The organism is Thermicanus aegyptius DSM 12793 (assembly GCF_000510645.1).
Classification (GTDB): domain Bacteria; phylum Bacillota; class Bacilli; order Thermicanales; family Thermicanaceae; genus Thermicanus; species Thermicanus aegyptius.
Genome location: NZ_KI783301.1, coordinates 1,547,522 through 1,573,531, shown reverse-complemented (window position 1 = coordinate 1,573,531; position 26,010 = coordinate 1,547,522). Strand labels below are relative to the sequence as shown.

General features: G+C 48.7%; 24 protein-coding genes and 1 other annotated feature. Of the genes, 4 read left to right on the top strand and 20 right to left on the bottom strand.

All coding sequences use genetic code 11. The annotated features are described in order from the left end of the window. Positions 1-8 precede the first annotated feature (8 nt). Positions 9-800, top strand: a complete 792-nt coding sequence (locus THEAE_RS0108430; protein WP_005584250.1) for an SDR family oxidoreductase — start codon at positions 9-11, stop codon at positions 798-800. 54 nt (positions 801-854) lie between these two features. On the opposite strand, the gene THEAE_RS0108425 is transcribed toward THEAE_RS0108430, so the two are convergent. Both THEAE_RS0108425 and THEAE_RS0108420 read right to left on the bottom strand, forming a co-directional pair. After that, positions 855-2,078 (bottom strand): sensor domain-containing diguanylate cyclase, encoded by a 1,224-nt coding sequence (locus THEAE_RS0108425; protein ID WP_245605617.1) that lies wholly within the window; start codon positions 2,076-2,078, stop codon positions 855-857. A 96-nt stretch (positions 2,079-2,174) separates the two neighbouring features. Next, positions 2,175-4,271: an ATP-dependent DNA helicase gene (locus THEAE_RS0108420; protein ID WP_028987160.1), complete on the bottom strand. Its 2,097-nt coding sequence runs from the start codon at positions 4,269-4,271 to the stop codon at positions 2,175-2,177. 163 nt (positions 4,272-4,434) lie between these two features. Here THEAE_RS0108420 and THEAE_RS0108415 point away from each other — a divergent pair, with 163 nt between their 5' ends. Next, a complete protein-coding gene (locus tag THEAE_RS0108415; protein ID WP_005584689.1) occupies positions 4,435-4,620 on the top strand; it encodes an alpha/beta-type small acid-soluble spore protein in 186 nt (61 codons plus the stop codon). 165 nt (positions 4,621-4,785) lie between these two features. On the opposite strand, the gene THEAE_RS0108410 is transcribed toward THEAE_RS0108415, so the two are convergent. The 9 genes from THEAE_RS0108410 to THEAE_RS0108365 form a co-directional block, all read right to left on the bottom strand. Beyond that, positions 4,786-6,315 (bottom strand): FumA C-terminus/TtdB family hydratase beta subunit, encoded by a 1,530-nt coding sequence (locus tag THEAE_RS0108410; RefSeq protein WP_005584687.1) that lies wholly within the window; start codon positions 6,313-6,315, stop codon positions 4,786-4,788. 132 nt (positions 6,316-6,447) lie between these two features. Continuing rightward, the gene (gene sfsA, locus THEAE_RS0108405) at positions 6,448-7,161 is read right to left on the bottom strand and encodes a DNA/RNA nuclease SfsA (protein WP_028987159.1); all 714 of its coding nucleotides are present in this window, start codon (positions 7,159-7,161) and stop codon (positions 6,448-6,450) included. 21 nt (positions 7,162-7,182) lie between these two features. After that, positions 7,183-9,603, bottom strand: coding sequence for a leucine--tRNA ligase (gene leuS, locus THEAE_RS0108400; RefSeq protein WP_028987158.1), 2,421 nt, complete (start codon positions 9,601-9,603; stop codon positions 7,183-7,185). 51 nt (positions 9,604-9,654) lie between these two features. Next, positions 9,655-9,920 (bottom strand) — a binding site (T-box leader). 47 nt (positions 9,921-9,967) lie between these two features. Next, positions 9,968-10,327, bottom strand: coding sequence for a ribosome silencing factor (rsfS, locus tag THEAE_RS0108390; RefSeq protein ID WP_028987156.1), 360 nt, complete (start codon positions 10,325-10,327; stop codon positions 9,968-9,970). A gap of 13 nt (positions 10,328-10,340) precedes the next feature. Beyond that, on the bottom strand, positions 10,341-10,913 hold the full coding sequence (gene yqeK, locus THEAE_RS0108385; RefSeq protein WP_028987155.1) for a bis(5'-nucleosyl)-tetraphosphatase (symmetrical) YqeK: 573 nt from the start codon (positions 10,911-10,913) through the stop codon (positions 10,341-10,343). Beyond that, positions 10,852-11,502, bottom strand: a complete 651-nt coding sequence (locus THEAE_RS0108380; protein ID WP_005583449.1) for a nicotinate-nucleotide adenylyltransferase — start codon at positions 11,500-11,502, stop codon at positions 10,852-10,854. Before THEAE_RS0108380 ends, yqeK begins: the two co-directional genes overlap by 62 nt. Then, complete coding sequence (yhbY, locus tag THEAE_RS0108375; protein WP_028987153.1) at positions 11,486-11,779, bottom strand: ribosome assembly RNA-binding protein YhbY; 294 nt, start codon at positions 11,777-11,779, stop codon at positions 11,486-11,488. Before yhbY ends, THEAE_RS0108380 begins: the two co-directional genes overlap by 17 nt. Before the next feature lie 47 nt (positions 11,780-11,826). After that, entirely contained in the window at positions 11,827-13,296 is a 1,470-nt protein-coding gene (locus tag THEAE_RS0108370; RefSeq protein WP_028987152.1) for an alkaline phosphatase family protein, read from the bottom strand. A 114-nt stretch (positions 13,297-13,410) separates the two neighbouring features. After that, the gene (locus THEAE_RS0108365) at positions 13,411-14,274 is read right to left on the bottom strand and encodes a shikimate dehydrogenase (RefSeq protein ID WP_005583445.1); all 864 of its coding nucleotides are present in this window, start codon (positions 14,272-14,274) and stop codon (positions 13,411-13,413) included. 155 nt (positions 14,275-14,429) lie between these two features. Here THEAE_RS0108365 and THEAE_RS0108360 point away from each other — a divergent pair, with 155 nt between their 5' ends. Further along, positions 14,430-15,557: a KamA family radical SAM protein gene (locus THEAE_RS0108360; RefSeq protein ID WP_005583444.1), complete on the top strand. Its 1,128-nt coding sequence runs from the start codon at positions 14,430-14,432 to the stop codon at positions 15,555-15,557. On the opposite strand, the gene yqeH is transcribed toward THEAE_RS0108360, so the two are convergent. The 9 genes from yqeH to mbcS all read right to left on the bottom strand — a co-directional run bounded on the left by yqeH (position 15,528) and on the right by mbcS (position 24,959). Beyond that, a complete protein-coding gene (gene yqeH / locus THEAE_RS0108355) occupies positions 15,528-16,643 on the bottom strand; it encodes a ribosome biogenesis GTPase YqeH (RefSeq protein WP_039944369.1) in 1,116 nt (371 codons plus the stop codon). The two genes, THEAE_RS0108360 and yqeH, sit on opposite strands and share 30 nt — an antisense overlap. Continuing rightward, the gene (locus tag THEAE_RS0108350) at positions 16,640-17,161 is read right to left on the bottom strand and encodes a YqeG family HAD IIIA-type phosphatase (RefSeq protein WP_028987150.1); all 522 of its coding nucleotides are present in this window, start codon (positions 17,159-17,161) and stop codon (positions 16,640-16,642) included. Before THEAE_RS0108350 ends, yqeH begins: the two co-directional genes overlap by 4 nt. 134 nt (positions 17,162-17,295) lie before the next feature. Continuing rightward, positions 17,296-18,561: an MGDG synthase family glycosyltransferase gene (locus THEAE_RS20455; protein WP_052329865.1), complete on the bottom strand. Its 1,266-nt coding sequence runs from the start codon at positions 18,559-18,561 to the stop codon at positions 17,296-17,298. A gap of 61 nt (positions 18,562-18,622) precedes the next feature. Beyond that, a complete protein-coding gene (locus THEAE_RS20450) occupies positions 18,623-19,885 on the bottom strand; it encodes a polysaccharide deacetylase family protein (RefSeq protein WP_245605615.1) in 1,263 nt (420 codons plus the stop codon). Positions 19,886-19,986: 101 nt separating this feature from the next. Further along, positions 19,987-21,168, bottom strand: coding sequence for an MFS transporter (locus THEAE_RS0108335; RefSeq protein ID WP_028987149.1), 1,182 nt, complete (start codon positions 21,166-21,168; stop codon positions 19,987-19,989). 153 nt (positions 21,169-21,321) lie between these two features. Next, entirely contained in the window at positions 21,322-22,140 is an 819-nt protein-coding gene (locus THEAE_RS0108330) for a TPM domain-containing protein (protein ID WP_028987148.1), read from the bottom strand. Next, the gene (locus THEAE_RS0108325; protein WP_028987147.1) at positions 22,137-22,709 is read right to left on the bottom strand and encodes a LemA family protein; all 573 of its coding nucleotides are present in this window, start codon (positions 22,707-22,709) and stop codon (positions 22,137-22,139) included. Before THEAE_RS0108325 ends, THEAE_RS0108330 begins: the two co-directional genes overlap by 4 nt. Before the next feature lie 87 nt (positions 22,710-22,796). Next, on the bottom strand, positions 22,797-23,216 hold the full coding sequence (locus THEAE_RS0108320; RefSeq protein WP_005585127.1) for a hypothetical protein: 420 nt from the start codon (positions 23,214-23,216) through the stop codon (positions 22,797-22,799). 120 nt (positions 23,217-23,336) lie between these two features. Beyond that, entirely contained in the window at positions 23,337-24,959 is a 1,623-nt protein-coding gene (gene mbcS, locus THEAE_RS0108315) for an acyl-CoA synthetase MbcS (protein ID WP_039944367.1), read from the bottom strand. A 240-nt stretch (positions 24,960-25,199) separates the two neighbouring features. On the opposite strand from mbcS, the gene THEAE_RS0108310 reads away from it, so the two are divergent. Continuing rightward, positions 25,200-26,009, top strand: a complete 810-nt coding sequence (locus tag THEAE_RS0108310) for a YitT family protein (RefSeq protein ID WP_005585220.1) — start codon at positions 25,200-25,202, stop codon at positions 26,007-26,009. Position 26,010 lies beyond the last annotated feature (1 nt).

Sequence of the window (26,010 nt, the reverse complement as noted above, 5' to 3'; positions counted from 1 at the left end):
AACCTAACATGGATCTCAAATTATCCGGGAAGGTTGCCCTCGTTTCCGGGGCGAGTCAGGGGCTCGGTTTTGCCATTGCCAGAGAATTATATAAAGAAGGGGCTTCAATCGCTCTCCTCAGCCGGTCGAAAGCAAATCTCGACAAAGCCAAAGCGTCCCTCCAGTCGGAAGGAAAGGGAGAAATCTTCACCGTGCCCGCCGATCTATCTCATAAAGAAGAGATAGAGAAAGCCCTGCATGTTACTTTGGAACACTTTGGAGGAGTGGATCTCCTGTTGGCCAACGCCGGTGGACCTCCCGTGGGGAAGTTTGAATCCTTAACGGACGAAGATTTTTACCGCGCCTTTGAGACCAACTTCATGGGTACGGTCCGCCTGATCCGAGGTCTTCTTCCCGTGATGAGAGAAAGGGGAGGAGGGCGAGTGGGGATCATCACCTCCACATCGGTAAAAGAACCGATAGAAGGGCTTCTCCTCTCCAACTCGATCCGGGCAGGCATTACCGGTTTAGCCAGGACGCTGGCAAACGAAGTGGCTAAGGATAACATCCTGATCAATTGCTTTGCCCCCGGTAGATTCCACACGGAGAGGGTGGCATACCTTGATCAAAAAATTGCCGGTGACGAGGGAATCTCTCCCCAAGAAGTGGAACGCAGATTCATCCGGAGCATCCCGGTAGGAAGATATGGGGAACCGGAAGAATTGGCAAAAGTGGCGGTTTTTGCCCTTTCCTTTGCCAATACCTACATGACCGGTCAAACCTTCGTCATCGACGGGGGCAAAACGGGAACTCTATTTTAAAATAAATGGAAGAAGAAGGGGAGCTCCTACCCCTTCTTCTTCTCTTATGCTCCTTCATTCATCTTTCTGACCGTATACGGTGATCCGATTCTTCCCATGATTTTTAGAAAAATATAACGCTTGATCCACTTTTTTTAGCAATTCCTCGCGGGAAGAAGCATGCTTCGGAAAGGATGCAACCCCAACACTCATCGTAAAATAAACCGGAACCCCATTCACCGTAAGGGGCTCTTTGATTAATTCCTCCAAAACCTCCCCAGCGATTTGCCGGAGATCTCGGGGAACTTCCGTCTTCAGGAGTACCATAAATTCATCTCCCGCATAACGATAACATGAAATCTCCCTTCCTTCTATTTTTTTCAACACCTCTCCGATCCTCTGGATCAGCATATCTCCCACATCATGCCCAAAACGGTCGTTTAACTCTTTCAAGTGATCCGAATCCATCATGATCAGGATAATCTCTTGCCCCCCACTCCACTCCTGAAAGGCCTTTTCCAAATCCTTCTGAAACGCCCGGCGGTTTTTAAGCCCCGTCAGATCATCATGATAGGAGAGCTTCGCTATTTTCTCGTAAAGTTCAACCGATTCAATGGCGTGGATCACCAGTCCTCCGATGGTTTGGAGGAGCTCCACATCTTCCTGGCTATAAGCATATTCTTTATAGCTTTGGGCGGAGATCACCCCTTTAACATGTTCCCCCAGCGTTAGCGGGATAAAAAGGGCGGTATTTGTATCCTGTTCCGTATTTCCCCAGCGGACATGTTCAAATGCCTCTGCCTCCTGAGAGGTGGACAGGTGGAGTATCTTCCTATTTTTTACCACTTGGCTGATAAATCCTTGACCATACTTGATGGTGATGGGGTCATATCGTTTCCCTGTATCCATAAAAAAAGGGATATAAAACTCCTTTTTCTCCTCCTGATAAAGGGCAATAAAAAAGCCGTCGGTAACCATTACCTGCGAAACCAACTGGAAGGCTTTCTCATAGATGACCTCCCGGTCAAACGTATGCATGAACGTATTGGTCATTTCCAATAATATTCGATAATTTTCAGAAAGCCAATGATACCTTCGGAATCTTTCATTTAGTGCGGCCAGATCCCCTAAAAGGGAGAAATGGGCTTCCCGTTCCGCTTCAGGATAGGAGGAAGTATCGATCAAGTGCTTCACGATTTCATCATAATCTCCCTCTATCCCTTTTAAAGCATAAATACTCTTTACGAGAGAACGGTATCTCTCCAGTAAGTACAGGGTTTTGCTCTCTATGTTTTCCATCCCCACGCCCATTCCTCCCTCTCCGGAGTGCAACTCTTATTTACTAGTTCTTATGCCCTATTATAGCGCGAACCGGAAAATAAACAAGAAATAGTGTCAGACGTCCGATACATAGTGTGTGATTTCCTTTAACTTTCCCCGTCTGGCAGGAGGAAGATTCATGAGAAAGCGGCGGCCGTACTGTTTGGTTAAGATCCTGCTATCCATGATGACGATCGCCCCCCGATCCTCTGTGGTACGGATCAACCGCCCCACCCCCTGTTTCATTTTTAAGATGGCGGATGGAAGCATCCAGTCGCGAAAACCATCTCCTCCCTCTTTTTCGATGAGGCGCATCTTCGCCTTGGCCAGAGGTTCTTGGGGATTCGCAAAAGGAAGTTTTGTAATCACCACACAGCGAAGTTCATCTCCAGGCAGGTCAATTCCTTCCCAAAAGCTGTCACAACCAAATAGGACGCTCTGGGGATTGGCGCGAAATTCCTCAATCAACCGACTACGGTCTTCCCCGGGTAAATGGAGAAGAAGTTGGATCCCCAACTCATGGGTATAAGGGAGTAACGCATTCCCAGTCTTCTCAAGCAACGAAAAGCTGGTAAAAAGGACCAGGGTTCTCCCCCGGGTCATTTGCAGGATCCGCAAAATCCCTTGAACCAAAAAGGAGATATATTCCTCCTCCCTACGAGGATCAGGGGCCAATTCACTGATGACCAGCAGCGCATTCTTCCGGTAATCAAAGGGAGAACCGGCAATAAAACGGCGATAAGAAGGAATTCCCAGACGTTTCGCCATGTACTCAAAATCTCCCCCGGTTGCCATCGTGGCGCTAATAAAAGTAACAGGAACCTTTTCATAAAACTCCTGCATCACCTGTTTTGCGTCGATGGGCTGAGCGATGGCACGAATCCATTCTGCCTGGGGATCAAGAAGTCCTGCCTGGGAAGGGGGATTTTTCTCCAACCAATGGGCCCATCCGTCTCCTCCTTTGCCTTGAGTAATAAAACGAAAATTTTCTCCGATCTCTTGGATCCGCCCCATCAAGAGAGCGATCCCCCTTTTCTCCACCTCCTCACCGCACCGTTCCGCTTCAATGCCCTTTAGATAATCGATGATCCGTTCGATGGGCTTTTCTACGTCTACCCTGACGGGTAAGGGAGATTCGATCATCTCCATGACAGGTGTAAGCGGGGAAAGGCCCTCGCTCCTCTGCCTGTCAGCCAGATATTCCGCCAATTGGGTGAATCCTTCTTCCAAGCGCTCCCGGAGAGGTTGAAAGAGCTCACCAATTTCCTGAATCACCTCCGCATCAAAGACATTCCTCATCCATCCTTGCCTCCGCTGGCGGATGATGCCCATCAAGTGATCCAATTGAGGGAGAGAAACCGATCGCTCAAAAAAGCGGGAAAAGCTCTCCTCTACCCGATGCCCCTCATCGAAAATGACGCAGTCGTATCTGGGCAGCACACCTCCCTCCCCCCCTCCCTTCATGCTTAGATCGGCAAAGACGAGGGCATGATTGGCTACCAATAGATTGGCTTTACTCCAGCTCTTTCTGGCATTTTGAATAAAACATTTCTCATAAAAAGGGGAATATTGATGAAAACAATCTTCATAATCCCCGCCGATCTCGTTCCAGATCTCCCAGGGAATATAAAAAGGAAATTCCTCTCTTACTCCCCTTTTCGCTTCTTCAATATACAGGGAAATCTCCTTTACCGTTTCTCTCCAAGGATGGTTTGCTTCACTCAGTACCGTTGCAATCAGAAGTTCAAGGCGGCGTCGGCAAATATAATTTCCCCGCCCTTTTGCCAGCTCATACCGAAATTCTCCATATCCACAGCGTCTCATCACTTCTTCAACCACCGGCAAATCTTTCTCCATCAATTGATTCTGCAGGGGAAGAGTATTCGTGGAAATAAGCACCACTTTTCCGGTTTCCAAGGCATAAAGGGCGGCGGCCATGAGATAGGCAAAAGATTTTCCCGTTCCTGTTCCTGCTTCAGCAAATAAATGTTCCTCTTCAAATAACGAAAGAAGAATCTCTTTCGACAACTCCATCTGTTCTGCTCTCGGCCGATAATCTGGAAAAACTTCGCTTAAAATCCCGTGTGAAGCGAAGATGTCCTCCAGCCTTCGCAGGAGGTCTTCCATTGGCAAATTTGACTGTTTCTCCTTAACTTCCATGGGACCTTCCATCGTATCCTCTTTCCATTCCTTCACTCTTGAGCCTATTGTACCATAATGATTGCCATGATGCCGTATCCACCCTCCCTATATTTTTCGGGTATAGCTTCTCTTCATCCCCACAAACTAAAAATGGGAAAGAGCTCTTTCAAAAAAAGAAAAGGAGGAAGAAAAATTGCCTGCAAGAAATCGGCTGATCGTCCCTGGTGCGGAAGAGGCGGTCCAACAGATGAAAATAGAAATCGCCGCCGAACTGGGCGTTGAATTATCCGGGAATACGACGGCCCGGGGAAACGGCAGTGTGGGTGGTGAGATGACGAAACGGTTAGTGCGTGAAGCGCAAAGCAAATGGCAACAATAAGCCTCTATCATCCACGACGAATCTCACCCCCTTCCACAAAGATCCGTCCGGGGAACATGGTCGCCATGAAGGTCGAAATTCATTGCATATTGTATAAAAAGGAGGAGGGGATCCCTCCCCTCCTTTAATTGCCTTATACAAACAAACCGCTCATCCTTATTCCCGCTAAAAGACCGGATCCTTCATCTTCTGCAAGCGGGCAAAAGAATCTGCTTCTACATCTTGATGAAGACTGTTCCCATGGCTGTCCATGGTTACAATGGCCGCAAAGCCCTTCACCACCAAATGCCACATCGCCTCAGGAACGCCGAACTCTTTGAGAAAATAAACATCCTTCACCTCTTTTACCGTTTGCGCATAATATTGGGCGGCTCCACCGATGGCATTAAGGTAGACGGCTCCGTGCTCTTCGAGTCCTTTTAAGGTCTTTTCTCCCATGCCTCCTTTTCCGATGATGACCCGTATCCCGAACTTCTTGATGATCTCCGCTTGATACGGCTCTTCACGAATGCTGGTGGTAGGTCCCGCAGCCTTTACACTCCATTTTCCCTCTTGGTCCTTCAGCATGACAGGTCCACAATGGTAAAGGACGCCTCCCGAGAGATCCACCGGAGCATCATGATCCATCAGGTATTTATGGAGGGCATCCCTTCCGGTAAACATATCTCCGTTGATGATTACCACGTCTCCCACCTTTAAGGAACGGATCTGTTCTTCGGAGATGGGGGCTTCAAGAACGATCTCTTTTCCGGTCAGGGGGATTTCATCCGTTTTCATCCGCTCCGTCTGGGCTTCCCCTTCTCCTTTATAGATCCAGTCCATAATCTCTCCGGTCGCCGGGTTAATCTTCACCCCTTGCCTGCGGTAAGCCCAACAGTTATAGGCGACCGAAACATAAAAACTGGCGGGGAGGCGATTATACGCACCGATTTTGCATCCCAGGAGGGTTACATCTCCCCCAAAGCCCATCGTTCCGATATTTAAACGGTTACCTGCATCCATAATATATTCTTCCAGCTTTGCCAAGGTGGGGTCCGGATTGGTATCTGTAAGATCCCTGAATAGCTGATCCTTCGCCAATTCATAGCCGGTCGTCCGGTCTCCGCCTATCCCCACTCCGATAAACCCTGTACTGCACCCTTGCCCCTGGGCTTGGTATACGGCATGGAGAATGCACTTGCGAATTCCGTCCAAGTCCCTTCCTGCCCGCCCCAGTCCTTCGATTTCCGTAGGGAGGCTGTATTGGATATTCTTATTCTCGCATCCGCCTCCTTTCAAGATGAGGCGAACATCAATATACTCCTCTTCCCATTGTTCAAACTTCATGACAGGCGTCCCTGGACCCAGATTATTCCCGCTGTTCTTCCCTGTGATGGAATCGACAGAATTGGGCCTAAGTTTCCCTTCCTCCGTCGCCCGGACGACCGCATCAAGAATCGCCTTCTTCATGGCAATCTGGTTTACGCCCACGGGCGTCTTAATTTTAAAGGTGAGCATCCCGGTATCCTGACAGATGGGAAGCCTGGTCTCCGACGCCATTTCAATATTCTTGGCAATCGTCGACAACGCCAAAGATGCCCTCGTCCCTTCACTTTCCTTCCGCCGGGCTCCCTCAATCGCCTTCCGCACATCAGGGGGAAGGTTGGTCGAGGTTTCTACGATAAGCTGATACATGCTTTCTGTAAAATGTTCCATCCCCACATCCCCTTTAAATAAGATCCCCTTGGCAAGCCAAGAGGTCCCTTCTATAAGACAAGTATAGCGAACGGCGAGGGTAAAGTAAACGCAAAACCTGGTCGCCCAATCATTCCATCCTCAAAAGCTTTCTTATAAATAGACCGGAATCGGATCGCCCAACTCTACTCCTTCTAAAGACACCTTGCACTTTCTCCCATAAATCCCCACTCCGGCTTCCTTCGCCTGACGGAGGCTCTCTGCAAAGCGGGGATCGATCTCCTCCTCAGGCCTTATCTCTACCACATCCTCCCTTTGGGCAAGAAAAAGGAGGGCAGCCTGATCCCCCTTTCCGGCAAGTTGGGCCAATTCCGTCACATGCTTTGCCCCCCTGGCGGTTACCGCATCGGGGAAGAATCCAATTCCGCCACGGACCAGCGTCACACTTTTTATCTCCAAAAAGAGAGGCACCCCTTCTCGATTATGAAGGAGAAAATCGAAGCGGGAGTCGCCTGCCCTTGCCTCCCGCTTCACCAACGTAAAACCCTCCCACTCCTCCAACTCCTTCTCTTTTAAAGCGGCCTCCACCAATTGATTGGGAAGGGTGGAATCGAGGGAAAGAAAACCTTTTCCGTCAGGTCTTTCGCTTAAGACCGCGCGAAAACGGGTCTTGCGATTCACTCCATCCGCGACGGCGATCCAAATCCTGCGCCCCGGCAGGAAAATCTCCTTTAACCGCCCCGGATCGGGGAGATGAACCTTTACTACCTCCTTCTCCTCATCGACAAAACGACAACGGAGTAAAAAGCGGTTGGGCCGCTCCAAGAAAACGGCTTCTCGCAAAGGGGGAAAAGGGAGAAAAACCATTCACCTCACCTTTTTCCCGAACTACGATACCACGATGTTCACCAATTTCCCAGGCACGGTAATAACCTTCCTCACCTGTTTTCCCACCAAATGTTTTTGAACCTCCTCGCTTCCTAAAGCCCTCTCCTCCATTTCCTTCTCCGTTACCTCTTTCGGCATGAGGAGCTTTGTTCTTACTTTCCCGTTCAATTGAACGACCACTTCAATCATCGCTTCCTCAAGTTTGTCAGGATCATAGGTCGGCCAGCTTTCATACGCGATCGATTCCGTATGGCCTAAGCGTTCCCACAATTCCTCCCCCAGATGGGGAGCGATGGGAGAGAGGAGTTTCACAAATCCCTCCATATAATTTTTAGGCAAAACATCTTGTTTATACGCTTCATTGATGAAGATCATCAGCTGTGAAATTCCGGTGTTAAAGCGGAGCCCCTCATAATCCTCCGTCACCTTTTTTACCGTCTGATGATATACCTTATCCAGAGGGGATTCGGTAATTCCCTCCCGAATGGCAGGATTAAGCTTTCCTTCCTCCGTTATATAAAGGCGCCATATCCGTTCCAGGAAACGGCGTGCCCCATCCAATCCTGTGGTCGACCAAGCTTTAGAGGCATCGAGGGGACCCATAAACATCTCATAAAGGCGCAGGGTATCCGCTCCATGGGAATGGACAATTTCATCGGGGTTTACTACATTTCCCCGAGACTTGCTCATCTTTTCATTATTCTCCCCTAGGATCATCCCTTGATTAAAGAGTTTTTGGAAAGGCTCCTTGGTAGGCACAATGCCTAAATCATAGAGGACCTTATGCCAGAAGCGGGCATAGAGGAGATGGAGGACGGCATGCTCAGCTCCGCCAATATAGAGATCGACAGGCAGCCAATACTTCAGTTTTTCCGGATCGGCCGGCGCTTCCTGGTTATGGGGGTCGATAAAGCGGAGGAAATACCAGGAACTTCCCGCCCATTGGGGCATCGTATTCGTTTCTCGCCTTCCTTTCAATCCCGTCTTTTCATCCACGACCTCTACCCATTCTTTGATATTGGCAAGGGGAGACTCTCCGGTTCCGGAAGGGCGAATCTGATCCGTTTCCGGAAGGGTAAGGGGAAGCTCCTCATAGGGAACCGGTTTTAAGGAACCATCTTCCATGTGAACGATGGGAATCGGCTCACCCCAATATCGCTGTCGGCTAAAAAGCCAATCCCGCAAGCGATAGGTTACTTTCTTCCTCCCTTTCCCATGTTCCGCAAGCCAATCGGTCATCTTCCGAATGGCCTCCTTATTCTTCAATCCGTTTAGAAAATCGGAGTTTACATGTTCACCGTCTCCTGTATACGCCTCCTTGGTGAGATCGCCCCCCTTCACCACTTCCACAATGGGAAGATTGAACTTCACCGCAAACTCATAATCCCGTTCATCATGTCCAGGAACCGCCATGATCGCTCCGGTCCCGTAATGATAAAGGACATAGTCGGCAATCCAGATGGGAACCTTCTCCCCTGTAACAGGATGGAGGGCATAGGCTCCCGTGAACACCCCTGTTTTCTCTTTGGCCAGATCGGTCCGTTCCAGATCCGACTTTTTCTTCACCTCTTCGAGATACCGTTCTACTTCCTCATGCTGTTCAGGCCTGGTAATCTTCTCCACCAGCGGATGTTCCGGCGCCAAAACAAGATAGGTGGCGCCAAAGAGGGTATCGGGCCGGGTGGAGAAGACGATCACCTCCTCTTCAATATCTTCCAAAGCAAAGTGAATTTCAGCTCCCTCGGAACGTCCGATCCAATTACGCTGCATCTCCTTAATGTGCTCCGGCCAATCCAGTTCCTCCAGATCCTCCAGAAGGCGATCGGCGTAGGCGGTGATCCGAAGCATCCATTGTTTCATGGGACGGCGCTCCACTGGATGATTCCCCCGTTCACTCCGCCCGTCGATCACCTCTTCATTGGCAAGCACGGTTCCAAGGGCCGGACACCACCAAACCGGAACCTCATCGATGTAAGCTAAACCTTTCTCGTAAAGCTTTAAAAAGATCCACTGGGTCCATTTATAATAATTGGGATCCGTCGTATTAATCTCCCTGTCCCAATCATATGAAAATCCTAAAGACTTAATCTGCTCCCGAAAATGACGGATATTTTTTTCAGTAAAGTCCCTCGGGTTATTCCCGGTATCCAAAGCATACTGCTCGGCCGGTAATCCAAAAGCATCCCAACCCATGGGATGAAGGACGTTATACCCCTGCATCCTCTTCATCCGGGCGATGATATCGGTCGCCGTATACCCTTCAGGATGTCCCACATGAAGGCCTGCCCCGGAAGGATAAGGAAACATATCCAGAACATAAAATTTCGGTTTCGTCCGGTCCTCTTCCCGGGTCTTAAACACCTTCTTCTCTTCCCAATATCTTTGCCATTTTTTTTCGATTTCCCTGTGTTGGAACGACATTTCTTTCCCTCCACCTAAGAGAATATAAAAACCTCCCGCCCCAAGCTCTATGCAAGGGACGAGAGGTTGAACCCGTGGTACCACCCTTCTTACCGACCTTTCGCCTTCGCGGTGTGCTCCGTGTGAACCCTCACATCACCGCCTGAGAAGACTTGCCGTCGGTCACTTGAGTTCCGTAACGAGGAATGACGATGGGAACTAAAAAATTCATCCCCATGAGCTCCGAGGCGAGTTCACCTTCTTGCGCCTGTTGACTCGCACCCCCGTCAACTCTCTTTGGACGCCGGAAGACTACTACTCCTCTTCTTCGCTTACGAAAATTTTCATAAAGTGAATATATTATATGCATAAGAGAGAGAAAATGTCAATACATTTTCGCCTCCTTTTCGACAGGAATCTCCGGGGCATCCGCCCAAATTCTTTCCAGATGATAAAATTCCCGCTCATCCCGATGGAAGATATGAACCACCACATCACCCAAGTCGAGGAGAACCCATCTTTTTTCGCTTAGTCCTTCGATCCCCCGGATGTGAATCCCTTTTTCCTCCATCTTCTCCCGGATCGCCGTGGCAATCGCCTCCACCTGAGGTTCATTGTTCCCGTGGGTGATAACGAAATAATCGGCAATGATCGATAAGCCCTCTAATTTTAAAATGATCGTATTCTGTCCCTTCTTTTCCATAGCCGTCTGGGCGGCGAGCTGTGCGATTTCCTCAATCTTCACGCCTTCTCCTCCTTCATGACATATCCTTTCTGTATAACATGTAATGGTTATAGGCCTCAAAGGTGAGGGGATAGATGGCCTCCTCCTTCTTCAAGAGATAAGCGATGGAGTGTTTCAAACCAAAGCGCATTCCCTCCGCCAAGCTTTTCACCGTCAAGCGTCTAGCCTCCTCTACTCCCTCAAAATCGCGGCCGGGTTCAACATAATCGGCCAGCCAAATCACCTCGTCCAGAAGACTCATGCCTGCCCTGCCCGTCGTATGATAATAAATGGCATCAAAGATCTCCTGATCCCCGATCTGAAACTCCTCCCGGGCCACATAGGCGGCGGCGGGAGCATGCCATAGAACCGGAGAAAACCGAAGCCACAAAAGATCTTCATGCTTTATCAAGAGATTTCTTAGCCGCTCTACCGGCCACTCCTTACAATAATCATGCAAAATAGCGGCTATTTCCGCCTTCTCCGGATCTGCTCCAAACCTCTCGGCGAGATCCGCCGCCGTCTTCACCACCCCGAGGATATGATTAAACCGTTTCTCCTTTACCTGCTCTTTCGTCTTCTGGAGTAACTCCTCTTTGCTCCACATATAAACCCTTCTCCTCTATATAATGTTCCACAACATCAGGAACGAGAAACCGAATCGATTTCCCCTCCCGGCGCATCCGGCGAATCTCGGAGGATGAAAGATCGAGCTGAGGCATGGGAACAAACGTTATTTGATCGGCCCATGTAACATGCTTCGGAAGGGTAAACCCCGGTCGTTTTAAGGCAACGATCGGCACCTTCGCCAATAAATCCTCATACCTATGCCAATGGGGGAGGTAGTCCACCATATCGGCTCCCATGATAAAATAAAAGCGATAACTTGGATACTCCTTCCGCAACTGTTCCATCGTATCGACCGTATACGAAGGGCCCTCCCGTTCCAACTCCACCAAACAAAGATGAAATTCCGGATAAGGAGCGATCGCTCGGCGAACCATCTCCACCCTGTGCGCTGCCGGTGTAGGAGGATGATCTAACTTATGGGGAGGGATATGGCTCGGCAGGAACCAAATTTCATCCAACTTCAGTTCGTCAAAAACCCGCTCCGCTGCGATCAAGTGGCCGATATGAAGGGGATCAAAGGTGCCTCCCAATACGCCAACGCGCAATCTGTTAATCTGGGAGTTCAATGCGCCTTTTCTCCCTCGACTCTTTATAGAGGACCACGGTCCGTCCGATCAATTGCACCAATTCCGCCCCCGTCCCCTTTACTAATTGCTCCGCCGCTTCCTCTTTCTTCCCGGAAAAATTATTCAGAAGAGACACCTTAATCAATTCCCTCGCCTCAAGGGCATCGCGGAGCTGCATTAAGAGATTTTCGTTAACCCCGCCTTTCCCTACTTGGAAAATCGGATCTATGGGATGGGCGAGGGAGCGGAGATAACTCTTTTGCTTACCTGTAAGAATGGGAGGTCATCCTTTCTAATCCCTTTGTTTCCCTTACTATACCACACCTAAGAAGAAGGAGAAAGAAGGCGCAGAATATATTCCTTTACATCGATAAGCCGTGGAGGGGTGGGATAAGGTAGATCCGCTCCCGTAATGATGAGGGGAACATAAGAATCAAAGCGATGAAGGGAACCATGGCTTGACCCTCCAAGGTGGCTGGGATAAAAACGGCTTTTAAACTCGTATCCTGGGGCGGCGGTCACCACCACCATGGGTATCTCCTGGCAATAGAGGGCCCCATATAAGCGGGAAAAAAGGTCCGGATACTCATCGAAAAGAATATGCTCCCCCTTTACCAGAGCCACTTCCTTCGGCATCTCCCCGTCGATCCCCCATTCCCTCCCATAAGGATCTTTCCATGCCCCCTCCGGCCAAAATCGAATACGTTCTCCTCCTCCTCTCTGCCTTAACGCGACGCCCCCCTTCTCCTTCCAAGCAATCAGATCAATCTTTTCCTCCCTTCCCAAATGGGATATCAGCCGTTCCAAGATCCCCTCTTTTAAAGGATAAAGGAAAACCATCCGCTCATTGTTCGCATACACCAATTCTTCATTTTTTACTCTTTTTCCTAAAGGAAGTGTGGAAAAGGAAGAGAGAAGACGATCCAGATCGATGTGATGCCTCTTCTCCCGCCCAATCGGAGTTTGTCCATGATCCCCCACGACGAGAAAGACCGCCTGCCGAATTGCCTCCTCCCAACTCGGGAAGAAATCAAGAATCCTCGTTATCTTCTCATCCACTTTTCTGAGGGACGGCAGCGCATGTATAGGGGTTGATTTATGTACCTGGTGGTCATGATCGGAAAGATAGACGAAAAAAAAGCGGGGAGGTGACGGCAGGGAGAGATGATGGAGAAGCGCCTCTACCGCATAGGCATCATTGATTCCATAACGCTTGAAGGGTCCCCTCACCCACCAGGAGACCTTTCGATTTACCTCAGTCGGGAGGAGGGCTCCCAAGGTGATCCATTCCGGACCAAAAATAGGCTTCTCCAAAGTAGTTCCGGTAATCAGACGAAGGAGAAAGGGCACCCTCAACCGGTGTTCGACCGGCCCCCGATGCACCACGGCATTGATCGCCGCGGAGGAAATGTCTCTTCGGGACAATTCTTCAAATAAGGTGGAAACCTCCCTACTTAAGTGCTTTTCGTTCAAGTCGTGGAGTAGTGAATGGGCCGTCTTGACGACACCGATTTTCAAAACACTCTTCCAACCGTTTACATAGTTGACCATTCCCTTGGTGATCGGATCATACCAGATGAGCCCAGGCACCTTATGCCGATCCGGATAAACACCGGTAAGCAAGGAGCTATCTACCGAAGCGGTCATGGTCGGGAAAACAGTGACGGTATCCTTCCATACCCTTCCTCGTTCAACTAAGAATTTTATAGCCGGCGTACTTCCATCCGAAATGCCCTTCTCTACAGTCTCCCACATCAAGGAGTCAATGAGCAGCAAAATCACTTTTTTCTCCATCTTCTCGCTCCATAGGTCATGTTTGTGATCTTTTCTCCTCATTTAACTTATCCAGTTGATGGGATCTCATTCTTTTTTGATTCGCAAAAATCTGTTCGGGCAAGGGAGGTGTGATTATAATGCCGAGAGCCTTTCTCGGACCACCTGCTCCATCAGATTTACAGGAGCGGTTTTACCGGTCCAGATCTCAAAGGCAATGGCTCCTTGGTAAACAAACATCATCAAACCGGGATGAATCTTCGCCCCCTTCTCTTTCGCTTCCCTTAGCAGCCGGGTGTAAAGGGGAGTATAAACCAATTCGCTTACGATTAAATCCTGATGAAGGGCCTCTTGTGCGACCGGTGTCTCCTCAACATGAGGGTGCATGCCGATGGGGGTGCCGTTGATAAGAAGGTTAGAGCCTTTAAGTGTGGAAGAGAGCCTCTCCCAGCCTTCCACCTGAACAGAGGTCCACGCCGAAATAAGGCGGGCCAGCTCCTCTGCCTTCTCTCGGTTTCTGTTAACGATCGTAATCCTCTTTACCCCTTTACGAGCTAAGGCAACGGCGACGCTCCGAACCGCTCCTCCAGCGCCCAAAATCGTTCCATTCATCGAAGACCAATCCGGATGAAACTCTTCCTCCAGAGAACGGATAAATCCTTTCCCATCCGTGTTGTATCCCCTCAATCTCCCCCCTTCATTCTTAATCGTATTCACCGCTCCGATAATGGAAGCTTCTTCCTCCACCTCGTCTAAGAAGGGAATCACCTCCACCTTATAGGGAATCGTCACATTTACTCCTTGGATGGACAAGGCCCGAATCGCCTCCACCGCCTCTTTCAACTTCTCCTTTTGAATAGCAAAAGCCAAATATACCGCGTTGAATCCCCTCTCCATAAAGGCGGCTTGTTGCATCACCGGAGAGAGGGAATGGGCAACCGGATTTCCGAAAAGCCCGTAGAGAGACGTCTTGCTATCGACGAAGAGAGGGAGAGCCATTTGATCATCTCCTTTAATCTACTTAAATTTTAGAACCATGAATTATTTACAATCTGAAATTTGACATTCGATTTCTCTCAAATTATAATTCAAAATAGATAGATTTATATTTCATTACCTCATTCAACTTTTTTAATAGAATAGGAGGGATTGCCATGCCTAAGCCGCGGTATCTGACGGATCTTAACCAGATTCCGCAGATCCACGACCGCGAGAAAGAAGAGCTACGCCCCATTACGGAAAAGTTTGTATTTCGTGTCAATGAGTATTATCTAAGCCTCATCCATTGGGAAGATCCCCATGACCCCCTGCGGAAATTGGTCATCCCCTCCGCCGACGAATTGCTGGAATATGGCCGTTGGGACGCCTCCGACGAAAAAAGCAATTACGTGGTGCCCGGCTGCCAGCATAAATATCGGACCACGGCCCTCCTCATCGTCTCCGAGGTATGCGGTGCCTATTGCCGCTATTGCTTTCGCAAGCGCCTCTTCCGAAGCGACGTAAAAGAGGCGATGAGCGACGTTGAACCCGGTTTGGCGTACATCCGTCAACATCCGGAGATAAGCAACGTTCTCTTGACCGGTGGGGATCCTCTCATGCTATCCACCCGAAAACTCCGGTCTATTATTCAGAAATTGCGAGAAATTCCCCATGTAAAGATCATCCGCATCGGCACCAAACTCCCCGCTTTTAATCCCTATCGCATTTTCGAGGACCAAGAACTGCTTGATCTGATACGCCAATACTCACTCCCCCGGAAGAGAATCTACATCATGGCTCATATGACACATCCCAGGGAAATCACCGATGAGGCGATCAAAGCGTTTCAGGCGCTGCAAGAGGCAGGTGCCGTCGTCGTGAACCAAAACCCCATTTTAAGAGGGATCAATGACCACGAAGATCTCCTCGCAGAACTTTTAAATAAGCTTTCTGCGGCAGGCGTAACCCCTTACTATTTCTTCATCAATCGGCCTGTTGCCGGAAACGCCAGTTTCGTTCTCCCCCTGGAACGGGTATACCGGTTGGTTGAAAAGGCGAAGGCCAAAACCTCCGGTTTAGGCAAAAGAGTGCGCCTGGTGATGAGCCACGCAACGGGAAAAATAGAGATCCTGGCCATCGAGGGAGGAAAAGCTTACTTGAAATACCATCAATCGAAAACCGGCAACTACGGCAAGTTCATGATCCTGAATTGTCCCAAAGGGGCCACGTGGTTTGATGATCTTCTGGACAGTGAGGTCCCTTCCCATCATCCCTCAAATCATTCCTTTGCGGATCTGGACTGAAACCCCTTTCGGCGCAAATACGTCTACCCTACCCTTCTTTCCCGAAAAAGAAACCCAGCCTAATCCGGAGATGGCGATATCCTGTTTCTCCCCTTCCTTTAGGTTAAATGAGTGCTTTACCCACGGAGGCAAGCGATCAAGGTTCTCTTTGCCGGGAGGGGAGAGGAGTTCGCCTCGATGTTTTTCCTGAAGCTCCCCTGCATGAGATCGCTTCGTCCGATGGACAGGGATCTCATTGGAGATGTAGACGATGAAGGATTGAGGGGTGCCGGAAATGAAATCGATTCGGGCCATACCGCCCAAAAAGAGGGTCTGCTCCGGTTCCAATTGATAAACCTTCGGATTGATTCTCTTTTGTGGAATCACTTTTTTTAAGTCCTCAGGTGAAAGGTAGCGAATGATCTGATGGGGAGTCATCACCCCGGGAGTATCATAAAACGAAGAATGCTCATCTACCGGAATCTCGATGAGGTCTAATGTCGTGCCGGGAAAACGGGATGTGGTAATTTCGATCGTTCCTTTTTCTCCATACTCCTTCAACAACCGATTCATGAAGGTAGACTTACCAACGTTCGTCGCACCGATGAAATAGACATTTTTACCTTTTCGGTATGCCTCCAATTTTTCGAGCAATTCCTGAAGATAACTTCCCTTCAGAGCACTAATAAGCATCACATCCACAGGCTTTAATCCCCATTCCATGGCCATCATGAGAAGCCATCGACGGATGCGGTCGAGATTAACCCGCTGGGGAAGAAGATCCAGTTTGTTGCCCACAAGAAGAAATGGGTTTTGTCCGATAAAGCGATGAAGGCCGGAGAGTAAGGTGCCGTTTACATCGATAAGATCCACGAGATGGACCACCAGCGCCTCCGTAGAGCCGATGGAATGGAGAACCTGGAGAAAATCCTCCTCCCGTAAGTCTACCTGGACCGCTTCATTATAGTGCTTAATACGGAAGCAACGGAGGCAGACGGCCTCCTCCTTCTCCCATGCATGGATAGGCAGATATCCCGGCAAATTCTTGTCTTCACTCTGTAAGGGGGCTCCACACCCCGGGCATACCCTTTTTTCTCCTGGGTTCATTTTTTCACCTCCCATGAAAGATACCCCTTTTCCTTCATCCACCGGAGGACCCTTCTTTCAGCCATACGGTTGAGACGGGTAAAGAAACCGTCCGTGGGTGCCACGGGAACGACCAGGATCGTATAAAACCCCATTCGGTTCCCTCCCAAGATATCGGTGAAAATTTGGTCTCCAACAACCGCAACCTCTTCACGCTTGAGCTGGAGAAGAGATAACGCCCTGCGATAAGAAGAGAGAAGCGGCTTTTTTGCTCTAGCAATGAAAGGAACCCCCAGCGGGTGGACAAAAGAAGAGACCCGAACCCTATTGTTATTCGATGAAATCACCACTTTAAAACCGGCGCGCTTTACCTTACCAATCCACTCAATCATCTCTTTCGATGCTTGAGGTTGATGCCACTCCGCTAAGGTATTATCCAAATCCATAATGAGTCCTCTGATTCCCTTTCTTTTTAAAGCATCCAAATCGATGGAATATACAGATGGGACATAAAGGGAAGGAACCAACTTTTCGATCATCATCCACCCCGGAAACAGATTCATTTTCTCACTCTTTTTTTAAAGATCTCGAAAACTTTCAAAGATAAAACGTGGAATAACAAGACCACATGTACGCCAGGCACCCTCGGGGAGCTTCATGGGGGAGATTAGAATCAGAAAGAATCGGTCAAAACGTTCTCCATCTCATCTTCTAACTCCCCATTCTCTTCATCTTGAGAATTAGGATTAGCCAGCGGTGAAGGAACGGAAACGGGAGGAGCGGGCCGTTGAAAAGAAGGAGACTTTTTCATCCGCATGGTGGATAAAATCTCTTCCGTCGCAGAAAAAGCAGCTCCTTTCAAGGATAAAAGTCTCTCCTTCGCTTTCATCTCCTGAAGAAGATCGGGCTCATCTAATAAGCGATTTACCTGCTCTGCCAATGCAGAGGTAGTGGCGGCCATGACGGCCACCCCTGCATCGAGGAGAAATTGTGCATTATCCTCTTCCTGTCCAGGGAGGGGACGATATAAGATCATGGGGACCTCTAAAGCGATCGCTTCGGAAGTCGTAAGTCCTCCCGGCTTGGTCACAATCACATCGCTCGCAGCCATGAGCTCATCCACATAGTTAATATACTCCGTGATCATGACCCTTTGGCGGTATCGACCCGATTTCCGGGATAATTGCCGCCACAATTTCCGGTTATGGCCGCAAACAAATATGATCTGAATCGGGCGAGGAAAACGGTCTAACCGATTGATCACTTCCTCCCCTTCATCAATCAATCCCCATCCTCCACCCATGATTAAAATCGTCGGAAGATCTGAGGAGAGTCCATATTTTTTCCTTAATTCCGTAGGGTTATAGGGATTGGAAAATCGGGGCTGAATGGGAATGCCCGTCACGGTGATGATCTCCTCTTTTACCCCCACTCCTAATAGGGTTTTTTTAGCAAAGGAGGAGCCCACTAAATAAGCATCGGTAAGGGGATGAATCCAGTAACTATGATTCGTATGATCCGTGATCACCGTAACCGTTGGTACCTGGGTGAAGCGGTACCGCTTCAGCCGAGACATGCCGGCCGCGGCAAAAGGATGGGTAGAGACAACCGCCGAGGGGTTGGTTGTTTTCAACAATTTTAACATCCTCCGAAACCCCAAAAGGGTAAAAAAGCGCAAAAGATTTGAGGAAGTGCTGAACCGCGTTTTTTGGTAAGCATATCGATACAAAAAAGGAAACTTCTTTAGGGCTTGCATAAAAATACGTCGGCTGATGGGATGAAGGAGGGGGTGAGTATATTTCATAAAGTCAATGAGAATCACTTCTACTTCCGGATGCAGAAGGGAAAATGCCTCACGGATCGCTTCCGCGGCATGTTTATGTCCGTCTCCATAATTGCTGTATAGGAGTAAGATGGTCTCTTTCTTTCCCTGGTTCATCTTTCCACCCCCTTAAGGGTATTAGGTAGAAATAAAAAATGCTTTTTATGCATATGGAGTTTTAGGAGACAGAGGTATTCAAGGAGGTTAAAGGAGAAGATTCTTTCCCCTTTCCGTACCTTTTGAGAATCTCCTTTCTTGACATGACCATGATTTTAGGGACAAGAAGATCCGTTTTCGTCTTTAACCGTTCCCCTCCGCGCGGATGGACGGCAAACATCAAGAAACGAAGATAATACCGGATGAGATGGCTCAGCAACCCTTTTGGCAGATCAAGAACCGAAAACCCAAAGGGTTTTACCCCCCGATTGACTAATGAGATTCCATAGAGTCCTTTCACCAGGCGATATTTGGGATGAGTCTCCAAAAGTTCCGCTATAACCGGAAGGCTTTTTTCCACTTCACGAATCAGCTGTATGACCAATTGCATTCTGCTGCGGGATCTTAAACCCAGTTTGAAAAGAAGCTCATTATTTAAATGGATCTCTAAGATCAGATCCCCTTTCTCTATGGTTTCCCCATCTTCCATTCCAATCCTCTGTCCATGATAATGAATCACCCTCACATAAAAAAAATCGTCTCTTTTTTGAATGGGGCGAACCCCTAAGAGAAAGCGGAGAGCTTTATCATAGAGGATAAACAGATGGGCAAACCCCCTTTTCCAAAAAGGAAGCATTCTTTTCACGGAGAAATCCTCATCCTCTTCCATTAGCTTATTCAAGGGAACATATTCATATCCCCAATGGCGGATTTCCCTTAATGTTTCCTCCAGAGCAATCATCATTCGTTCCGGCGCCGTCGGATCTGCCCCCGCCGTCTCCCCGCTGTCATGAAGGAGGATAATCTCCCCTCCCCGTATCTTATGAAGAAGCCTCATTTTTAACCGAACGGGACTGGTCTTTTTTCCCCAATCCCACCCCATCAGCGACCAAATGGTGAGTCTATAAGGGCGAAGCAGGAAAAGATCCGCCAAACTTAATAATCCCCAGGGAGGACGATAAAAGAGAGGACGCTCCCCCGTGATCGATTGGATGTAAGCGGCTGTTTCATCCAAATCCCGCCGCAGTCGTAAAGGGGAAAGAAACCAATTGGGGTGATGAACATAATTATGGATGCCGATCGCATGTCCTTCTTCATGAATGCGGCGAATGAGTTCCGGATGCCTCTTTGCTTTTTCTCCCACCACAAAAAACGTAGCTTTCACTCCATACGTGCGCAGCAATTCCAAAAGGCGAGGAGTATAGACCGGATCGGGGCCGTCATCAAAAGTAAAGGCAAGCCGGTGCAAGGAAGAACCTCTTTTTATGACCCCGATTCCAAACACTCTCGTCAAAAGGAAAGGAACTCCCATATAAATAAAAAGTAAAAAGAATATTCCCCAAAAAACCTTCCCCATGGTATCACTCTCCCACAGCGAAATTCCCTCTACTTAATTCTTCGGTTATGATCAAATTTCATGGGGTAAAGAAAGTAAAAAATCGCAATGCTTCCTAAAAGGATAGCGCTTAATACGACAATGAAGGTAGAAGTGAAACGGTCCGCCAACCACCCTCCCAAAGCCGGTCCAATCAGGACTCCGAGCCCCTCCACACTGGAAAAAAGGCCCCACCCCATTCCTTTATATTCGACAGGTACATATTGAGCAAGGAGGGCATTCCAGGAAGGGAGAACGGCGGAATACGAAATGCCTAAAAGGGCGGTGAGGAATAAAACCATCCAGAAGGAGTTGCTTAACGGAATAAGGAAGAGAGCAAGCGACAAAAACGCAAAACCCATGACGAGAAACCATTTTTTCCCCCAATGATCGGCCAATCTCCCCATGGGAATAAGGCCCGCCATGGCCAGTCCTCCACCTACCATCAAGATGTAGGAATACGTAGAATAAGTAAACCCGAGATGTTTCGAAATAAAATCAGGAAGAATGGGAAGAAGCATCCCCGCCGCCATCGTCTGCAGAATCATTCCCGGGAGGAGGGGCTTCATCACCTTTAATTGGCCTTTTAATGCCTCATACTGTTCTTTCAGGGATTCCACGTGAAAAATCCTGTTCTTCGTCTCCCGAATCCAAAGGGAGCTCACGCTTCCCATAAGCCATATAATCATGAACCCCCATAGGGCTAAGTTGGACTCCAGATCCAGAATGAAATTGGTACTCACCATCCCGAGTCCGGTCCCGATGAGCCAAAAAGAGTAGAGAAGCCCCATCTGAGTGCCTCTAAACTCCTCATCCACCTGGCCCATGCTAACCAGCCAGATCGGGGAGATTCCTAAACCAAACAGGGAGACGGAGAGAAGAAGCTGCCATTCGGTGTGGACGAAAGGAATCCAAAGGAGGCCGAAAAAAGCAATAAACATGCTGAGACTTACCACTTTGCGAAAAGGAAAATGGTCAAGGAGCATCCCGATCACACTTTTCACGAATAAATCCATCAAGGAGTGGGCGGTTATTGCAAGCCCTACGATCGTCACCGTAAAACCAAGTTTCTCCACCGCAAAGACAGGAAGAAATGAATAGACGAATGCCCCTCTTACAAATTCTACAATAAAGAGGAGAAGGGCTAGATGGAAAAAATGAGCACTTAAGTAAACGCTTTTAGAACGAGTCATCCCCAGCTTTCACCTTTTCTTATGTATCTCTTTTACATTGTACCACAATCTGAAGTAAACTATGGTATTTCAATGAAACTTAATCAACATTTAAATCAACCGTTATAGGTTCATCGCATATAAAAAGGGGGCTCATGCTTCCCCCATTCAGGGCTACCAGCCCCGGCTTGCCCCTCCACCGCCAGAAGAACCTCCGCCACCGCCTCGGCTGCCGCCTCCGAATCCCCCCCATCCGCCACCGCCTCGGCTGCCACCTCCGAATCCCCCCCATCCGCCACTGCCTCTCCCACCGCGATACATGCTGAGCACGGCTAAGATCGAATAGGTTATGCGCCCCCCGAAGAAGATAAAATCGATCATAATGAGAAATAAAACGAGGAGAGTGGACCATACAGGATTCATCTTTCCATCATTTTTCCCTTCGGTGACCGAGGGCAACCCTTCCGGAACCTGGATCTTTACTCCGTATTCATTGGCTACTTCCCGGACGAGGACCTGATAGGTCTTAACGATGGCTTGACCCGGCAGATTCTCTTTAAGAGCAGGCAGCGTCACTTCGTCCAGAATTCTCCCCACTTTTCCATCGGGGAGGGCTCCTTCCAAACCATACCCCACTTCAATCCTTACCTTGCGGTCTTCCGTCGCGATCACCAACAATACCCCATTGTTCAGCGCTTTATCTCCTAATTGGTAGCTGCGAAAGGCCTGCAATGCGTAATCCTCGATCGACATCCCCTCAAGAGAAGAAACCGTTAAAACCGCTACCTGAGCTTTCGTCCGATCCTCCAGTTCTTTCCCAAGCCGAATGAGGCTCTCCCTTTCTCCTGCCGAAAGGAGATGGGCAAAATCCTGCACATAAATATCGCCGATTGGCTTAGGGATGGGCGAAGCATACGCTGCCAACGGGATGAGAAGCTGCAAGAGAAGAGGGAGCAGGAGAAGCTGAACAACTCTCTTCCATCCCCGGTTCATGGCTGACTGCCTCCGAAATCAACGTTGGGGACTTCCGCGGCTCCCTCTTGCGCCTTAAAGTATTCCTTCGCCTCAAAGCCGAAAAACCGAGCTACGATAACCCCAGGAAACCTTTTTAGGGTAGTATTAAAGTTTTGAACCGCCGTATTGTAATCCATCCTAGCGGTGGCAATGCGGTTTTCGGTGCCTGCCAGTTCATCCATCAGCTGAGTAAACTCTTTATCCGCCTTAAGCTCCGGATAACGTTCCACCACGACTAAGAGGCGGCTTAAGGCACTGCTCAACTGGTCATTCGCCTTTGCCATGTCGGCAGGGGTCGTCGCCCCGGCCATCTTTGCCCGGGCATCTGCAATCCCCTGGAAGACGGCAGTTTCATGAGCCGCATATCCTTTTACCGTATTTACTAAATTAGGAATTAAATCCATTCTTCGCTGCAACTGGTTTTCAATCTGTGACCAAGATTTATTCACCTGTTCCTCTTGGGTGACTAATCCATTATAACTTCCCATCATCCAAAAAACCAGCAACACGGCGACGGCGCCCAAAATAATCCATCCACTCTTTTTCACCGTTTATCCCTTCCCTCACCTTTTTCTTTCTGAAAATCCCTACTCGACCATCCTTGATATCCTTTACGCATATGGAAGGCAAGGGTTTCATTTCTTTCCCGTTTCTATCTCCTGAATCACTTTTTTTAACGTCTCGTCCAACTGTATGGGAAATTGTTGGCCCAAAATCGATAAAGTCGCTTCGCTAGAACCGATCTTCCCGCTCAGGGTGATGCGGTCTGATCTTATCGTATACGTCCCGTCCTTGTTCAACGTATACTCTGCCCTCTTCGCTTCTTCGATCAATAATTTTACCGCTTGTTCTTTCGTATACTGAACCGCCTGCTTCCCGAAATCCTGGATGTTTCCAACGAAATTGGCTCCATAAAGAAAAACACCTGCCAACACGAGGATAACGATCACCCATTTTACCATCGTCTTCACGATGCTTAAAACGATAATCAGTCCAATCGCCACGATGAGAAGGCCCCAGAAATTCTCTTTTATAAACAAAAGCCAAGCTTCCATAAATCCCTCCCCCTCCTTCACAAGCCCTTTTTGATCTATCTCTTATCATATAAAGGAAAAGAGCAGGACGCAACCTGCTCTGCGCATCCTGCTTTTTTTCTCGCGAAACGACCCCTGAGGTCATCTGATTTCATTTTCCCCTTTGAGCTTCTTTTCTCTTTCCATCTTCCTCAGCTCTACCCTCCGGATCTTCCCGGAAGTAGTTTTCGGCAAATCCTCTACGAACTCGATCTCCCTGGGATACTTGTAAGGAGCGGTGATCTTCTTCACATGTTCTTGAAGTTCTTTGATGAGGGTTTCCGCTCTTCCCTCCCCTTGGATGGAGGTAGGATCCTTAAGCACCACGAAAGCCTTCACAATGGAGCCGCGAATCTCATCAGGACTAGCCACGACCGCACATTCCTTCACCGCTTCATGCTTTACCAGGGCATCCTCTACTTCAAAAGGGCCGATGGTATATCCTGCGCTAATGATGATGTCGTCGGCTCTCCCTTCAAACCAGTAATAGCCCTCTTCATCCTCCATCGCCTGATCGCCCGTCACGTACCAATCGCCCCGAAAAGCCATCTTGGTTCTCTCCGGATCCCGATAATATCCTTTAAAGAGAGTGGGCGCACTGCGATGAAGCGCAATATCCCCCACCACGCCCCGGGGGACGAGATTTCCCTCTTCATCGATGATTCCTATCCAATTCCCGGGAGAAGGCTTTCCCATCGAACCCGGCTTTATCTTCGCTCCCTTCAGGTTTCCGATGAGCAAGCTGTTTTCCGTTTGGCCATACCCGTCTCTTACTTCCACCCCAAAATATTTTTTAAATGTTTCAATCACTTCCCGGTTTAAAGGCTCCCCGGCACTCACCGCACTATGCAGGGAGGAGAGGGAGAAACGATCTAAATGATCAACCTTAGCCATTAAGCGATATTCCGTTGGCGTACAACAAAGAACATTTACCTTATATTGATCGATCAGTTGCAAATACTTCTCCGGATTAAAGCGTCCGAAGTAGTGAAATCCGATGGCGCCCGATGAAAGGGTGGAAACAAAAGGACTCCATACCCATTTCGCCCAACCGGGACCCGCCGTCGCCCAGACCACATCTCCTTCTTTAATATCCATCCATGCCTTGGCCGCCACCCTTTGATGGGCATACCCCCAACTATGATGATGAATCACCCCTTTTGGGTTTCCTGTCGTTCCTGAGGTATAAGAGATAAAAGCGATATCATCACTTTTCGTATTTACCCTTTCAAACTCCTCCGACTCCCCATCAATCAGTTCCTCATACGAGAGAAACCCTTCTCTCCTCCCCCCCACCGTGATGAAATATTTTAAAGACAGGGCCTCATTGCGAATCTCATCCACCCGATCCGCCAACGAATGGTAGACGAGAATCCCTTCCGCTTCGGCGTGGTTTATCCGATATAAAATATCTTTCGAGGTCAGCAGTTCAGAACCCGGCATCAGGATAACCCCCATCTTCAGGGCGGCCATATAAATCATATAGGTCTCCGGTACTTTAGGCATGAGGACAACCAATTTGTCCCCCTTTTTGATCCCTTGTTTCGATAAGGCATTCGCCAATTGGTTTGATCGAGCCACCAATTGGGAATAAGTAACCACCCGTTTGTCACCGCTTTCATTTTCCCACAATAAAGCAACTCGATCCTCATCTTCCCCATAGCGTTCCATCTCTTCTACCATGTTATAATACTCCGGTGCAAGCAATTCTTCTCTCGTAAACACTCTACCCTCTCCCTTCAGAGAATGATTCTCCTGCTTGACTTGGCCGACGGATATATTCTATTTCTCCCAAAACGACGAGAATTCCTGCCCTTTCATTCTTTATATTTTTTTTCTTTTTATATTCCCGCTTATTTTATATCTTTCCTTTTTTCATTTTATTTCTCCCATGGGTAGGTTTGCACTCCTTCTCTCTTTTCTCTATACTACGATTAGAAGAGAAACTCTCAATCAGGTGATCCTATGGGTAAAATTATTGTCATCTTTCTCTCCTCCATTCTCCTCGCCGCAGCCTACAACCTCTTTCTGCTCCCTTTTAAGATATTAAGCGGAGGAGTGGTGGGCATTGCCATGATTATCGGCCTTTTAACCCCACTCAATACCGGACTTATCATTTTTCTCCTTAACATTCCGATCTTTATCCTAGGTCTGAAAGAATTGGGGCGCCGTTTTCTCCTCCATAGTATCTTTTCTGTCGCCGTTACCTCCATCGCTATGCAATTTATCCCTGAAACGCCTATAACAAACGAGCCCATTCTCTCCGCCGTTTTCGGCGGTGTCTTAAGCGGGATCGCCATCGGCACCATCTTCCGAGCTTCCGGCTCCACCGGAGGTTTTGACATCATCGGCTTGGTGATAGCAAAAAAGAAAGATTTTCCCATGGGCATGTTAACCTTCGCCATGAATGCCGTGATCATTATCGTCTCAGGTTTCCTGTTCGATTGGACACGTGCCCTCTATACCCTTGCATCCATCTATGCGGCAGGCAGAGTGATCGATACCCTCTACACCCGGCATCACAAGTTAACCTTGATGATCATCACAAACAAGGGGGAAGAGATGCGGGAAATGCTCCTTCGGCATGTGGTCCGGGGCATCACCATGCTGGACGGGGAAGGGGCCTTCACCCGGGAAAAAAAGAAAGTGCTCTTCACGGTAATTTCCCGCTATGAGCTTCCTCTCATTAAACCTTACATTTTAGAAGTAGATCCGAAAGCCTTTGTAGACATCACCCAAACCATGGAGGTCATCGGGGCATTTCGGAGAGAATAAC

What these genes read in the sequence shown, in the direction of transcription:
- THEAE_RS0108420 (WP_028987160.1), bottom strand. Translation starts at nt 4,271, where the DNA reads ATGGAAGGTCCCATGGAAGTTAAGGAGAAACAGTCAAATTTGCCAATG.
- THEAE_RS0108310 (WP_005585220.1), top strand. Translation starts at nt 25,200, where the DNA reads ATGGGTAAAATTATTGTCATCTTTCTCTCCTCCATTCTCCTCGCCGCA.
- THEAE_RS0108370 (WP_028987152.1), bottom strand. Translation starts at nt 13,296, where the DNA reads ATGGAGAAAAAAGTGATTTTGCTGCTCATTGACTCCTTGATGTGGGAG.
- THEAE_RS0108330 (WP_028987148.1), bottom strand. Translation starts at nt 22,140, where the DNA reads ATGAACCGGGGATGGAAGAGAGTTGTTCAGCTTCTCCTGCTCCCTCTT.
- THEAE_RS0108335 (WP_028987149.1), bottom strand. Translation starts at nt 21,168, where the DNA reads ATGACTCGTTCTAAAAGCGTTTACTTAAGTGCTCATTTTTTCCATCTA.
- THEAE_RS0108425 (WP_245605617.1), bottom strand. Translation starts at nt 2,078, where the DNA reads ATGGAAAACATAGAGAGCAAAACCCTGTACTTACTGGAGAGATACCGT.
- leuS (WP_028987158.1), bottom strand. Translation starts at nt 9,603, where the DNA reads ATGTCGTTCCAACACAGGGAAATCGAAAAAAAATGGCAAAGATATTGG.
- THEAE_RS0108360 (WP_005583444.1), top strand. Translation starts at nt 14,430, where the DNA reads ATGCCTAAGCCGCGGTATCTGACGGATCTTAACCAGATTCCGCAGATC.
- THEAE_RS0108350 (WP_028987150.1), bottom strand. Translation starts at nt 17,161, where the DNA reads ATGATCGAAAAGTTGGTTCCTTCCCTTTATGTCCCATCTGTATATTCC.
- yqeH (WP_039944369.1), bottom strand. Translation starts at nt 16,643, where the DNA reads ATGAACCCAGGAGAAAAAAGGGTATGCCCGGGGTGTGGAGCCCCCTTA.
- THEAE_RS0108410 (WP_005584687.1), bottom strand. Translation starts at nt 6,315, where the DNA reads ATGGAACATTTTACAGAAAGCATGTATCAGCTTATCGTAGAAACCTCG.
- THEAE_RS0108320 (WP_005585127.1), bottom strand. Translation starts at nt 23,216, where the DNA reads ATGGAAGCTTGGCTTTTGTTTATAAAAGAGAATTTCTGGGGCCTTCTC.
- THEAE_RS20455 (WP_052329865.1), bottom strand. Translation starts at nt 18,561, where the DNA reads ATGAACCAGGGAAAGAAAGAGACCATCTTACTCCTATACAGCAATTAT.
- THEAE_RS0108365 (WP_005583445.1), bottom strand. Translation starts at nt 14,274, where the DNA reads ATGGCTCTCCCTCTCTTCGTCGATAGCAAGACGTCTCTCTACGGGCTT.
- THEAE_RS0108430 (WP_005584250.1), top strand. Translation starts at nt 9, where the DNA reads ATGGATCTCAAATTATCCGGGAAGGTTGCCCTCGTTTCCGGGGCGAGT.
- sfsA (WP_028987159.1), bottom strand. Translation starts at nt 7,161, where the DNA reads ATGGTTTTTCTCCCTTTTCCCCCTTTGCGAGAAGCCGTTTTCTTGGAG.
- yqeK (WP_028987155.1), bottom strand. Translation starts at nt 10,913, where the DNA reads ATGTGGAGCAAAGAGGAGTTACTCCAGAAGACGAAAGAGCAGGTAAAG.